This window comes from Plantactinospora sp. DSM 117369 (genome assembly GCF_053764795.1).
This window is the reverse complement of the sequence record NZ_CM132446.1, coordinates 6,866,473-6,881,677: the sequence shown is the minus strand read 5'-3', so window position 1 is coordinate 6,881,677 and position 15,205 is coordinate 6,866,473. Positions and strand designations below refer to the sequence as shown.

Genomic DNA, 15,205 nt, shown 5'->3' with positions numbered 1-15,205 from the left:
GCCCTGCCCGTCTGCGTATGGCAATTACCTGCGGTTCACGGATTTACGGGGGTAGACCGGTGCTTCGTATAGAGGAGTCGGCGGCAGCCGGCCGGCCGGCGACCGGCCTTCCACTGTCCTCGGCCCAGTCCGGGATCTGGTTCGCCCAGCGTCTGGAGCCGGAGAGCGCAATCTACCGGGCCAGCGAGTACCTGGAAATACACGGCGCCGTGGACCCCGAGGTCTTCGAGAGAGCGCTGCGCACCGTGGTGAGCGAGGCGGACGCGCTGCACGTGCGGTTCACCGAGACCTCCGACGGGCCGCGACAATCGGTCGGAAGCTGTCCACAGTGGTCGCTTCACCAGATCGACGTGAGCAGCGCCGCCGACCCGCGCGCGGCGGCCGAGGAGTGGATGCGCGCCGACCTGACCCGGCCGGTCGACCTCACCCGTGGGCCGCTGTTCACGCAGGCACTGTTCGCGGTCGCGCCTGACCGGTGGTTCTGGTACCACGCCTACCACCACATCCTCATCGACGGCGCCGGCGGCGCGCTGCTCGAACGACGGGTCGCGGAGGTCTACACCGCGCTCGTGCAGGGGCGGCCGGTACCGCCCTCACCGTTCCACTCGGTGCTCGATCTGCACCGCGAACAGCAGGAGTACGAGTCCTCCGACGCCTACCAGGACGACCGCAGGTTCTGGTTGGAGCGACTCGCAGACACACCGCCGCCGCTGGCGATGACATCGCGCAAGCTGCGTCGATCGGCCGAGTCCGTGCGTCGACGCGGCCGGCTCTCCACGTCGGGGCAGGCCGCTCTGGACCGGGCGGCAGAGACGGCCGGTGTCGGCGCCGCCCGCATCGTGATCGCGGCCATCGGCGCCTACCTGCACCGGCTCACCGGCACCCGCAGCGTGGTGCTGGGATTTCCGGTGGCCGTGCGGCGTGCTGGTGCCGCCCGTACCACGCCGGGCATGCTCGCGAACGTTCTGCCGCTACGACTGGAGATCACTCCGTCGACGGGGGTGGCGGACCTTGTCGCACAGGCCCGGATCCGCATCCGCGAGGTGCTGGAGCGCCAGCGCTTCCGCGGTGAGGAGCTGCGTCGCGAGCTGGCGCTGCCCACCGGGCACCACCGGTACTTCGGGCCGATGGTCAACGTCATCCCGCTCGGGCCGGCGCTGCGCTTCGGTGCGGCCACCAGCACGGCGTACAACATGTCCCGGCGGCTCATCGAGGACCTGGTCGTCACCGTCTACGACCGCGACGACGGGCGCCCGCTCGAGGTCGAGTGCGACGCCAACCCGACGCTGTACGACGAGCCCATGCTCGCGGTCCGGCACCGGCAACTGATCGGTTTCCTGGAGCGGTTCGCGGCCGCCGTCGCCGACCCCGAGCAGCACGGCACGGTCGTCGGTGACGTGCCGCTGCTCGACGAGGCCGAGCGGCACGAGATCCTCGTGAGTCGCAACCGCACCCGCCGCCCCGCGCCACCGCGGACGTTTCCCGAGCTCTTCGCGGAGGCGGTGGAGAGGTTCGGCGACCAGCCCGCGGTCGAGTACGAAGGCACCCGGCTGACCTATCGGCAGCTTGCCGAGCGTGCCGAGCGTCTCGCCGGCGTGCTGGCCGCCAGGGGCATCGGTGCCGAGGATGTCGTCGCCGTCGTCACGCCCCGGTCGGCGGAGTTCGTCGTCGCGGTCCTCGGCGTGATGAGAGCCGGCGCCGCCTACCTGCCGATCGACCCGCAGTACCCGGCGGCGCGGATCCAGTACCTGTTCCGCGACGCGAAACCCGTCGCGGTCGTCACCGCCGGCACCACCACCGCTCCGGTGGGCGACCTGGCCCACCGGGTCGGCGTGCCGCACCTGGCGCTCACCGACGACCTGCTCGCCACCGCGCCCGGCGTCCCGGCACCCACGCCGCCCGACGTCGCGCACCCGGCGTACGTCATCTACACCTCCGGCTCCACCGGCCTGCCCAAGGGCGTGGTCGTCCCGCACGCCGGTCTCGCCAGCCTGGCCGGCGCGTTCGTCGAGCGCCTGGTCGTCACGCCCTGCGACCGGGTGCTCCAGTTCGCCTCGCCGAGCTTCGACGCGGTCGTACCCGAGATGTGCATGGGCCTGCTGACCGGGGCGACGTTCGTCCTGGCGCCGCAGGAGCGGCTGCGGCCGGGCGAACCGTTGACGTCCCTGCTCGCCGACGGCGGCATCACGCACGTCATCCTGCCGCCGTCGGCGCTGACCGTGATGCGCCCGGCGGAGGTCCCCGGCCGCGTCACCATCCTGGTCGCGGGGGAGGCGTGCCCGCCGGACCTGGTCGCGCGCTGGGCACCCGGGCGGCGCATGGTCAACGGGTACGGCCCGACCGAGACCACGGTCTGCGCCACGATGAGCGTGCCGATGTGCACCGACGCGCCGATCGGCACCCCGATCTGGAACGCCGGGGTGTACGTCCTGGACGCCCGGCTGCGGCCGGTGCCCGACGGCGTCCCCGGCGAGCTGTACGTGAGCGGCATCGGCCTGGCCCGCGGTTACCTGGGGCGCCACGGGCTGACCGCGGAGCGTTTCGTCGCCGACCCGTTCGCGACGACGGCGGAAGACGACTCCGCTGCGGGCAAGGTGGGTCCAGGCGCGCGGATGTACCGGACCGGCGACCTGGCGCAGTGGCGCCCCGACGGGGCCCTGGAATTCCTCGGCCGGGTCGACGACCAGGTCAAGGTGCGCGGCCACCGGATCGAGCTCGGCGAGGTCGAGGCGGCCCTGAGCCGGCTGGACGGGGTCGGGCAGGCCGTCGTCGCGCTCTGGCCGGGCAGCGCCGACCCGCGTCTCGTCGGTTACCTGCGCGCCGCCGACGGCCGTTCGCTGGACACCGACGCGCTGCGCAACGCACTCGTCGAGGAACTTCCCGCCCATCTCGTCCCGGCCGTACTCGTGCAATTGGACAGCTTCCCGCTGACACCGAGCGGGAAGATCGATCGCCAGGCCCTTCCGGCGCCGTACGCGGACCGCCCGGCCTCGACGGCGGCCACCGCCGGCACGGAGCGGGAGGCGGCGCTGTGCGCGGTTTTCGCCGACGTGCTCCAGGTGCCCGAGGTCGGCGTCGACGGCGACTTCTTCCGGCTCGGCGGCCACTCGTTGCTCGCCGCGCGGCTGGTCCGGCGGATCAACGAGGAGTTCGGTGCCGATCTCGGCATCGAGGCGGTGTTCAACGCGCCGACCGTACGCCGACTCGCCGCGCGTCTGGGCGACCGGCCCGCTCGGCAGCCGGTCGCGCCTCTGCGCGGTGCCGGTGTCGTCTCGTCCGCGCAACGACGGCTGTGGTTCATCTACCAGCTTGACGGGCCGAGCGCCGCGTACAACATCCCGCTGCTGCTGCGGTTCCGCGGCGGGCTCGACGTCGCCGCCCTGCGCGCCGCGCTCACCGACGTGGCCGAACGACACGAGCCGCTGCGGACGATCTTTTCCGACGACGGTGGCGAGCCGCGGATGCGGGTGTTGCCGGCCTCCGCGGTCGCGCTGCCCGAGCCGGTGCCCGTGCCGGACGGCGAGCTGACCGTCACCCTGGCCGAGGCCGCCGCCCATCCCTTCGACCTGGCGACGGAGCCGCCGCTGCGACTGCGCCTGTTCACGGTCGCCGACGACGACCACGTGCTGATGGTGCTGCTGCACCACATCGCCGCCGATGCCGGGTCGATCCGGCCCTTCGTCGCCGACCTGGCGCACGCCTACCGGGCCCGGGTGAGCAACACCCTGCCGTCCTGGCCGCCGCTTCCGGTGCGCTACGTCGACTTCGCCGCCTGGCACCACGAGATCCTCGGCGACGTGGCCGACCCGGCCAGTCTCGCATCCCGCGAGGCCGACTACTGGCGCAGGGCCCTCGCCGGGCTGCCGGAGCAGATCGACCTGCCTGGTGCCCGTACGGTGCCGGCCGAACCCACCGGCCGCGCCGCCACCGCGATGGTCTGTCTGGATCCGGCGACGCACCGGGACCTGCTCGCCCTGGGCCGGGGCGAAGGGGCCACCCTGTTCATGGTGTTGCAGGCCGGTCTCGCGACGCTGCTGACCCGCCTCGGTGCCGGCACCGACATCCCCGTCGGCATCCCGGTCGCCGGGCGTACGGAGGACGCCGTCACCGGCCTGGTCGGGCTCTTCGTCAACACGGTGGTGCTGCGGATGGGAACCGCGGGCAACCCGACGTTCCGCGAGCTGCTCCGGCGGGTCCGCGACACCGGCAGGGAGGCCCTGGCGCACCAGCGGCTGCCGTTCGAGACGCTCGTCGGCGTACTCAACCCGACCCGGGTGGCCGGTGGGCACCCGCTGTTCCGGGTCATGCTCGCCCTGGACAGCTCCTCGGCGGCGGCTCCGGAGCTGCCGGGTGTCACCGCCGAGGTGTCGGTGGTCGAGGCCGGCGTGGCCAAGTACGACCTGTCCCTGAACGCGCGGGAGCGGCCCGAGGGCGGGGTCACGATCGGCGTCGAGTACAGCCTCGACCTGTTCGAACCCGCCACGGCCGAGGCACTCGCCGACCGGCTGGTGCGGTTGCTCGCCGCCGCGGCGGCCACACCGGACCAGCCGATCGGCGCGCTGTCGCTCCTGACGCCGACCGAGCGCGAGCGCCTGGTGCACACCTGGAACGACACCAGCCGCCCGGCCGAACTCGCCGACGTGGTGGAGGCGGTGCGCGCGCAGGCGCGGAACAGGCCGGACGCGGTGGCGGTGGAGGACGCGGCGGGACCGGTGACCTACCGCGACCTGGTACACCGGGCCGAGGCGGTGACCGGACAGTTGCTGGCCGTCGACACTCCGGTGGAGGGGCGGGTCGCGGTCCTCGCGCCACGCGGCACCAGCGTGATCACCGCACTGCTCGGCGCCCTCGGCGCGGGCGCCGCGTACGTGCCGCTCGACCCGGCCGCGCCCGAGGCCCGCAACGCCGCCCTGCTCGCCGACACCGGCGCCCGGGTGGTACTCACCGACCCGGCGCTGCGCGAGTACGCCGACCGTGTGGTGGCACTGTCCGGGTGCGACGTCCGGGTGCTGCCCCTCGACGGTCAGCACGCCGGTGGCCTCGCGGAGCCACCGCCTCGGCACGGTTCCGGTCTCGCCTACGTCCTGTTCACCTCCGGTTCCACCGGCCGCCCCAAGGGTGCGATGGTGCATCGGGCCGGCATGGCCAACCACCTGGAGGCGAAGCTCGACGAGCTCGGGCTGACCGGCCGCGACATCGTGGTCCAGAACGCCCCGCTCACCTTCGACATCTCGATCTGGCAGATGCTCGCGCCGCTGGTCGTCGGCGGCCGGGTCCGCGTTCCGGACCAGGACACCGTGGCCGACCCGGTCGCGCTGTTCCGGCTCGCCGCCGACGAGGCGGTGACGGTGCTGGAGGTCGTCCCGTCGGTACTGCGGGTCGCGCTGGACGCCTGGGACGACGGCGACCCGGCGCCGGCACTGCCGGCGCTGCGCGCGCTGATGGTGACCGGCGAGGAGCTCGCCCACGACCTCTGCGACCGGTGGTTCGCCCGGTATCCGGCGATCGACCTGGTCAACGCATACGGTCCCACCGAGTGCGCGGACGACGTCACCCACGCACGGCTCACCTCGACCTCACTGGACGGGCACGGTCCGGTGCCGATCGGCACCGCGATCCGCAACACCCGGCTGTACGTGTTGGGGCCGAGCCTCGACGTCCTTCCCGCTGGGATCCCCGGCGACCTCTACGTCGGCGGTGCCGGCGTGGGCCGGGGGTACCTCGGCGACCCGGTGACCACGGCGCGCACGTTCGTCGCCGACCCGTTCCGCACCCAGCCCGGCGACCGGCTGTACCGCACCGGCGATCGGGCCCGCTACCGAGCCGACGGCATGCTGGAGTTCCTCGGCCGCGACGACTTCCAGGTCAAGATCCGTGGCCAGCGGGTCGAGCTCGGTGAGGTGGAGAGCCAGCTGCGCGCGCTGCCGGAGGTCACCGACGCCGTGGTGACGGTGGTCCGCGACGCCGACGGCCGCGACCGGCTGGCCGGTTACCTGATCGGTCCGGCCGACCACGGACAGGTTCGTGGCGAGCTGTCGCGGGTGCTGCCGGAGCACATGGTCCCGAGCGTGTTCGTCACGCTCGACGCGTTGCCGTTGACCGCCAACGGCAAACTCGACCGGGCGGCACTGCCGGTGCCCGTCGTGGCCGGGACCGGCGGGCGGTCCGGTCGCGGGCCGGTGGAGGAGATCATCGCCGGAGTCTTCGCCGATGTCCTCGGGATATCCCGGGTCGGCGCCGACGACAACTTCTTCGACCTGGGCGGGCACTCCCTGCTGGCCACCCGGGTGACGAGCCGGCTGCGGCAGGTACTGGGCGTGGAGCTGCCGGTGCGGGCGCTGTTCGACGCCCCGACCGCCGCCGCCCTGGCCGGCCGGGTCGCGACGGCCCGCGAGCGGCCCCGGCCCGTGCTGACCGCCCGATCCCGCCCCGACGTGGTGCCGCTGTCGTACGCGCAGCGCCGGCTGTGGTTCCTCAACCGGCTCGAAGGCGCCAAGGCCACGTACAACATCCCGTTCGTGGTTCGGCTCGACGGCGCCCTCGACCGGGCCGCGCTGCGGGCCGCGCTCGCCGACCTGGTGGGCCGGCACGAGATTTTGCGGACGCTCTATCCCGAGGTCGACGGGGCGCCCCGGCAGCTGGTGCTGCCGGCCGGCGCCGGTGTGCCGGACCTGCCGGTGCGCGAGTGTGCACCGGACCGGGTCACCGCCGAGGTCGCGGAACTGGCCGGCACGGGCTTCGACCTCACCGCCGAACCACCGGTGCGGGCCTGGCTGCTGGCCACCGGTACCGACCGGCACGTCTTCGTCCTGGTGCTGCACCACATCGCCGGGGACGGCTGGTCCGCCGGGCCGCTGGCCCGGGACCTCTCCACCGCGTACGCCGCGCGCCGATCCGGCGTCGCCCCCCGGTGGACGCCGCTGCCGGCACAGTACGCCGACTACGCGCTTTGGCAGCGCGAGTGGCTCGGCAGTGAGCAGGACCCGGAGAGCCCGATCGCCCGGCAGATGGCGTACTGGACGAAGGCCCTCGCGGACCTGCCGGAGGAGCTGGCCCTGCCGGTCGACCGGCCCCGGTCGGCGGTGCCGTCGGAGCGGGCGGGGCTGCTCCGCTTCGCCCTCGACGCGCCGCTGCACGCCGAGGTCGCCTCGCTCGCCCGGTCGACCGGTACGACGGTCTTCATGGTGTTGCAGGCGGCGCTCGCCGCGCTGTTCACCCGGCTCGGCGCGGGCACCGACGTACCGATCGGCGGATCGGTCGCCGGCCGCACCGACGAGGCCCTCGACGACCTGATCGGGTTCTTCGTCAACACCCTCGTCCTGCGCACCGACACCGGCGGCGACCCGGCCTTCACCGAGTTGCTGGCCCGGGTCCGCGAGACCGACCTGGCCGCCTACGAGCACCAGGACCTGCCGTTCGAGCGCCTCGTGGAGATGCTCAACCCGGCCCGGACCCTGTCGCGCCATCCGCTGGTGCAGGTGAAGCTGATCCTCCAGAACGTGGCGCGGCCCAGCTTCGAGCTGGCCGGTCTGGAGGTCGAGCTCGACCCGGTCGACCCGGAGATGGCGAAGTTCGATTTGTTGCTGACCGCCGTCGAGCGCGCGGCGCCGGACGGCACCCCACTCGGCATCGACGGTGCGGCGAGCTACGCCGCCGACCTGTTCGACCGGGCCACCGTCGAGCTGCTGCTGGCGCGTTACCTGCGGCTCCTACGCGCGTTCGTGGCCGACCCGGCGACCCGGATCGGGGCGGCGCCGCTGCTGTCGGACGAGGAGCGGAGTGCCGTGCTGGCGACGGCGGCCGGCCCGCGGCAGCCGGTCACCGGTGAGACCCTCGTCGACCTGTTCACCGCCCAGGTGGCGCGGACCCCCGACGCCCCGGCGGTGGTCTGCGGCATTCGAAGCCTGACGTACGCCGCGCTGGACGAGCGGGCCGGGCGGCTGGCCCATGCCCTCGTGGCCCGGGGAGCCGGACCGGAGAGCGTCGTCGCCATGGCCGTGCCCCGCTCGGCCGAGCAGGTCGTGGCCGTACTCGCGGTGCTGCGCAGTGGCGCCGCCTATCTGCCGCTGGACGCCGCGCTGCCGGCCGAGCGGGCGGCGGCGGTGCTCACCGAGGCGGCGCCGTGCCTGCTGCTCACCACCGACGAGGTGGCTGACCGGTGGACGGTCGACGTCCCCACGCTGGTCCTCGGTGCTGACGACGCCGACGGCGGCGAGGCGCCCTGGCCGGCCGGGCCGCCGAGCGACCGGCACGCCGCGTACGTCATCTACACCTCCGGCTCGACCGGGCACCCCAAGGGCGTCGTGGTGGAGCACCGCTCGGTGGTGGACTACGCCCGGCGCGCGGCCCGGACGTACCCGGGAATCGGCGGGGTGACCCTGCTGCACTCACCGATCGCCTTCGACCTGGTCGCCACGACGCTCTACGGCTCGCTGCTTGCCGGCGGCTGCCTGCACGTGGCCGACCTGGACGACACCACGGTAGCGCCGACCGGCCGGTACACCTTCGTCAAGGCCACCCCGAGCCACCTGCCGCTGCTGGCCACGCTGCCGGAGGCGTGCTCGCCCACCGCGACGCTGATGCTGGGCGGCGAGGCGCTCACCGGTGAGCTGCTGCGACAGTGGCGGGCGCGGTACCCAGACGCCACCGTCGTGAACCACTACGGACCCACCGAGGCGACCATCGGCTGCCTGGACCACCAGATCCCGCCCGGCGTCACGCCCGGCCCGGGACCGGTGCCGATCGGCCGTCCGATGGCCAACACCGGCGCCTACGTACTCGACGCGTTCCTCAACCCGGTGCCCGACGGCGTCGCCGGTGAGTTGTACATCGGCGGGACGGGTCTCGCCCGCGGCTACCTGCGGCGACCCGGTCTGACCGCCGAACGGTTCGTCCCCGACCCGTTCACGTCCGGCGAACGGATGTACCGCACGGGCGACCTGGTGCGCCGCCGCGCCGACGGGACCGTCGAATACCTGGGCCGCACCGACGACCAGGTCAAGGTGCGCGGGTTCCGGATCGAGCCCGGTGAGGTGTCGGCCGTGCTCACCTCGCACCCGGCGGTGTCGGCCGCCGCGGTGGTCGTACACGAGGACCAGGTGGGGGAGAAGCGGCTCGTCGGCTACGCGGTGACGGAGGCCGATCCCGAGCAGCTGCGCACGTACCTGGCCGAGCGGCTGCCCGAGTATCTGGTGCCGGCCGTCGTCATGCCGGTCGACGCGCTGCCGCTGACCGCCAACGGGAAACTGGACCGCCGGGCGCTGCCCGAGCCGGTCGCCACCGGGCGGGCCTACCGGCGTGGACCGCGCAGCCCGCAGGAGGAGATCCTGTGCGGCCTCTTCGCCGAGCTGCTCGGCGTCGCCGACGTCGGCATCGACGAGAACTTCTTCGACCTCGGCGGGCACTCGTTGCTGGCGATGCGACTGCTCAGCCGGATCCGCTCGGTGTTCCGGGCGGAACTGTCGATCCGGTCGATCTTCGACTCGCCGACGGTGGTCGCGCTCGCCGAGCGGCTCGACGCCGCCCGTGGCCGCGCCCGTCCGGCGGTGACCGCCGCCGAGCGGCCCGAGGTCGTGCCGCTGTCCTACGCGCAGCGCCGGCTGTGGTTCCTCAACCGGCTCGAAGGGCCGAACGCCACGTACAACATCCCGCTGGTGCTGCGCCTCACCGGAGCCCTGGACCGGCTTGCCCTGACCGCGGCGCTGGCCGACGTGGTGGCCCGGCACGAGAGCCTGCGTACCGTCCTGCCGGAGGTCGACGGCCTTCCCCGCCAGGTGGTCCTGTCACCGGGCGCGGCCGCCACCGAGCTGGCCGTGCGCGACTGCACCGACGAGCAGCTCGCCACCACCGTCGCGGGGCTGGTCAACCGGGTCTTCGACCTGACCACGGACCTTCCGCTGCGTGCCACGCTGCTCGTGCTCGGCCCGCGGGAACACGTACTCGTCGTGGTCGTGCACCACGTGGCCGGGGACGGCTGGTCACTCGGGCCGTTCGGTCGCGACCTGGCGCACGCCTACGCGGCCCGGCGGGCCGGCGGGGTGCCCACCTGGGCGCCGCTGCCGGTCCAGTACGCCGACTACGCACTGTGGCAGCACCGGTGGCTGGGCGACGAGGACGACCCGGAGAGCCCGCTCGCGCAGCAGTTGGCCTACTGGACGATCGCGCTCGCCGGCGCTCCCCAGGAGCTGTCCCTGCCCACCGATCGGGTACCGCCGCCGGTACCGACCCATCAGGGTGACTCGGTGCCGTTTGCCCTCTCGGCGCAGACCCACCGCGGCCTGCTGGCCCTGGCGCGGTCGACGGGGACGAGTGTGTTCATGGTGGTGCAGGCGGCGTTGGCGGCGTTGCTGACCCGGTTGGGTGCGGGGTCGGATGTGCCGATCGGTACGCCGGTGGCGGGGCGGTCCGACGACGCGCTCGACGAGTTGGTGGGGTTCTTCGTCAACACGGTGGTGTTGCGTACGGACACGGGTGGGGATCCGTCGTTCCGGGAGTTGCTGGGTCGGGTGCGTGAGGCTGACCTGGCGGCGTACGGGTACCAGGATCTGCCGTTCGAGCGGCTGGTGGAGGTGCTCAACCCGATACGGTCCCTGGCGCGGCACCCGCTCTTCCAGGTCATGCTGATCCTGCACAGCGCCACCCCGGTCGACTTCGCCCTCGCCGGGCTCGAGGTCGAACCGATCCACGCCGAGTCGGGCAGTGCCAAGTTCGACCTGTCCTTCAGCCTCACGGAGCAGCGTGACGCCGAGCTGAACCCGGGGGGCGTCCACGGCCTGGTGGAGTACGCCACCGATCTCTTCGACCGCGCCACCGTCGAGACCGTCGCGGCCCGGCTGGCCCGGTTGCTCGACGCCGTCGTGGCCCGGCCCGAGATCCGCATCAGCGCCATCGACCTGCTCGGCGCCGAGGGGCGGCGCGAGCTGTTGGCCAGCGGCAGCGGCACCACCCGGCCGGTGCCCGACGGCACCCTGCCCTCGCTGTTCCGCGCCCGGGCCGCCCGTGAGCCGAAGCGGACCGCCGTCGTGCACGGCGACACCACGCTCAGCTACGCCGAGCTCGACCGGCGCTCCGACCGGTTGGCGGCCGCGCTCGTCGCTCGCGGAATCCCCGCCGAGGCCCGGGTCGCGGTGCTGATGGGCCGGTCATGGCAGTACCCCGTGGCCGTGCTGGGGGTGCTGAAGGCCGGCGGTAGCTACCTGCCGCTGGACCCGCGGAACCCGTCCGCGCGGCTGCGCCGCATGATCGCCGAGACCGGTGCGGCAGCGCTCATCACCGACCGTGAACATCTGGTCGACGAGCCGCCGCTGCACGCGCAGACCCTGCTGGTCGACCCGTCCGATCCGGACGTCGACAGCGGACCGCCGGTCGACATCCGGCCCGGGCAGCTCGCGTACGTCCTCTACACCTCGGGTTCCACCGGCACCCCGAAGGGTGTCGCGGTCACCCACCGCAACGTCGTGGACCTGGTCGCGGACGGATGGTGGCGGCATGGACCCGACGACCAGGTCCTCATGCACTCGCCGTACGCCTTCGACGCCTCGACCTACGAGCTGTGGGGACCGCTGCTGACCGGCGGCCGGATCGTCGTGGCCGACGGCGACGGCATGGACCTGGTCGCGCTGGCGGACACGATCGTGCGGCACGGCGTCACCCGGCTGTTGATGGCGGAAGGTCTGTTCCGTCTGCTCGCCACCGAGCACACCGACGCGCTGGCCGGCGTGCGCGACGTCTACGTCGGCGGCGACGCGATGTCGCCGGCGATCGCCGCGCGCGTGCTCGCCGCCCACCCCGGTCTGCGGCTGACCAACAGTTACGGCCCGACCGAGGCCACCCTCGCCATCGCGCACCACGAGCTGACCCGGCCGCTGCCCGTCGAGCGCCCGGTGCCCATCGGCCGCGCGATGGACAACACTCGGCTGTACGTGCTGGACGAGCGGCTCGCGCCCGCGCTGCCCGGTACGCCCGGCGAGCTCTACGTGGCCGGTGAGGGACTCGCCCGCGGCTACCTGGGTCGCGGCGGGCTGACCGCCGAGCGCTTCGTCGCCGACCCCTTCGTCACCGGTGGCGCCCGGATGTACCGCACCGGCGACATGGTGCGGCAACGCCCCGACGGCGAACTGGAGTTTCTCGGCCGCACCGACGACCAGGTCAAGGTGCGCGGGTTCCGGATCGAGTTGGGCGAGGTGGAGGCGGCCCTCGCCGCCTGCCCGGGCGTCGGGCAGTCCGCCGTGCTGGTCCGCGAGGACCGGCCGGGTGAGCGGGCGCTGGTGGGCTACGTGGCGCCGGCCCGCGGAGCCGGGTCCACGGCGATGCCCGACGTCGCCGTGATCCGTGATCGGGTCGCCGAGGTGCTGCCGGGCTACATGGTCCCGGCGGTGCTGATCGCGGTACCCCGGATCCCGCTCAACGCCAACGGCAAGGTCGACCGGGCGGCGCTGCCGGCACCCGCCGTGATGCCGGCGACCGAGGGCCGCAAGCCACAGACCCAGATCGAAGAGGTACTGACCGCCACAGTCGCGACGCTGTTGCAACGCCCGACGGTGTCGCCGAGCGACAACTTCTTCACCATCGGCGGCGACAGCATCGTCGCCATCCAACTGGTGAGCCGGGCCCGCGCCGCCGGCATCGTGTTCACCCCGCGCGACGTGTTCCAGCACCAGACCGTCGCCGATCTGGCCCGGGTCGCGCGCGTCGACGAGAACTCCGCGGAGACCGGTCCGGCCGCGGCCGACGGCGTCGGCGAGGTGCCCGAAACGCCGGTGATGGGTTGGTTGCGCGAACTCGGTGGACCGAATGCCGGGTTCAACCAGTCCGTCCTCTTGGCGGTGCCGCCTGGACTCGGCCTACCGAGGCTGACGGTGGCGGTGCAGGCGCTGGCGGACCACCACGACCTGCTCCGTGCCCGGCTGCTGCGCGACGGCCCGAGCTGGCGCCTGGCCGTACCGCCGGTCGGCGCGGTGCTGGTGGACGACTGGGTGCGCCGCGTCGTGGTCCAGGCCGTCGACGGCTCGGCCTTCCGCAACCTGGTGGCCGAGGAGGGTGAACGCGCCCGGCGCAGGCTGGACCCCGACGCGGGGGTGATGGCCCAGCTCGTCTGGTTCGATTCGGGCCCGGACCGGCCCGGCCGGCTGTTGATCGTCATGCACCACCTGGTGGTCGACGGGGTCTCCTGGCGCATTCTCGTGCCGGACCTGGCCACGGCCTGGGAGGCCGTCGCCGACGACCGGCCGGTGCGCTTGGATCCGGTCGGCACCTCCTTCCGGCGCTGGGCGCAGACCCTCACCGAGCATGCCCGCCGCTCCGAGCGGGTCGCCGAGCTGGAGCTGTGGAGCGCGGTGACGCAGCGGCCCGATCCCCTCGCTGTGGCCTACCCGCTCGACCCGGCCCGGCACCGGGCGGGCGGCGTGCGGTCGGTGACTGTGCCGGTCCCCGCCGACCTCAGCGCCGACCTGCTCACCGACGTACCGGCGGCGTACCACGCCCGGGTCGACGACGTCCTGCTCACCGCGTTGGGGATCGCGGTCGCCCGGTGGCGGGCCGGACTGGTTGCCGACGCCGGCGACGAGACCTCGGTGGTCGTCGCGGTCGAGGGACACGGCCGCGAGGCGGTGGACCCGGCGCTCGACCTGAGCCGCACGGTCGGTTGGTTCACCTCGGTGCACCCGGTGCGGATCGACCCTGGAGCGCTGGCGCCGGACGCGGTGGAGGCGGCCGGTCCCGACCTCGGCGAAGCCCTCAAGCGGGTCAAGGAGCAACTGCGTGCCTTCCCGGACAAGGGGATCGGTTACGGGCTCCTGCGGTATCTCAACCCGGAGACCTCGGCTCGACTCGCGGCCGCACCGCCGCCGCCGGTCGCGTTCAACTACCTCGGCCGGTTGCGCGCCGACGGCGACGGACCGGAGGCGGCCGGCTGGGCCGGCCTGGCCGGCGGACCGTACGTCGCGGCGACCGACCCGGACCTGCCGGTGGCGTACCCGCTCGCGGTCAGCGCGGCGACCTACGACGGCGCGGACGGTCCGAGGCTCAGCTCCACCTGGACATGGCCGGACGGGCTCTTCGACGAGGAGCGGGTGCGAGTGCTGGCCGAGTCCTGGGTCACCGTGCTGGACGCGATCGCCACGCACGTACGCCGCCCCGGCAGCGGTGGCTCGACGCCGTCGGACCACCCCCTCGTCCAGCTCAGTCAGGAGGAGCTGGACGAGCTCGAAGCCGAATGGGGCGCCTGACGCCTCGACGCCCGCAGGAAACCAACGAGAAGGGGTGCCCCCATGACGGAGAGTGAGCTGTGGAAGCCGCTGGAGATCAGCCCGTCCACCACCGGAGCCGAGCCGGGTGCCGACGGCCTGCTCGGCTGGCTGTCCACTCAGGACATCGGGAGTCTGCTGGTCGATCACAAGGCACTGGTGTTCCGCGGATTCGGGGTCACCCCGGCCACGCTGAACCCGGTGATCGACGTGCTGCTGCCCAACCGCCTGGCCTACGTGCACGGCAACTCGCCGCGCACCAAGGTCGGTGACAATCTCTACACCTCGACGGACTATCCGCCGGAGTTCACCATCTCGATGCACAACGAGATGTCGTATGCCGCGCGCTGGCCCACCCGGCTCATGTTCTTCTGCCAGCAGGCGCCGACCAGCGGCGGCGCCACCCCGGTCGTCGACGGCCGGCTCTGGCTGGACGCCATCCGTCCCGAGGTGCGCGAGGCGTTCGCCGGCGGGGTGCGCTACATCCAGAACCTGCACGGCGGCCTCGGGCTCGGTAAGAGCTGGCAGGCCACGTTCGAGACCGACGACCGGGAAGTGGTCGAAACGTTCCTCAAGGACACCGATGCGGAGTGGGAGTGGCGCGCCGACGACGCGCTCTGGATCAGCCAGGTCCGTCCGGCCACCATCCGCCACCCCGTCAGCGGTCTCGAGGTCTGGTTCAACCAGGCCGACCAGTGGCACGTCGCGGGTCTCGGCGAGGAGGCCGCCGACCTGATCGAGCTGCTGAGCGAGGACGAAGCGCCGCAGTCCGTCCAGCTCGCCGACGGCAGTCCGATCCCCGCCGAGTGGATCGTCCACATCCAGCAGACCGGCCTGGACCACGCGGTCGACGTCGACTGGCGCGAGGGCGACCTCATGGTCATCGACAACGTGCTCGTCGGGCACGGCCGCCGGCCGTACGCGGGCCCGCGCCGTGTGCTCGTCGCCATGTCGGACTGAGC

The 15,205-nt window shown here is 73.2% G+C and carries 2 protein-coding genes; both read left to right on the top strand.

The genetic code is table 11. The features are described 5' to 3' along the window. Window positions 1-59 precede the first annotated feature (59 nt). A complete protein-coding gene (locus tag ACSMXO_RS28955; RefSeq protein WP_455414626.1) occupies window positions 60-14,225 on the top strand; it encodes an amino acid adenylation domain-containing protein in 14,166 nt (4,721 codons plus the stop codon). Window positions 14,226-14,267: 42 nt separating this feature from the next. After that, the gene (locus ACSMXO_RS28950) at window positions 14,268-15,203 is read left to right on the top strand and encodes a TauD/TfdA family dioxygenase (RefSeq protein ID WP_346263522.1); all 936 of its coding nucleotides are present in this window, start codon (window positions 14,268-14,270) and stop codon (window positions 15,201-15,203) included. Window positions 15,204-15,205 lie beyond the last annotated feature (2 nt).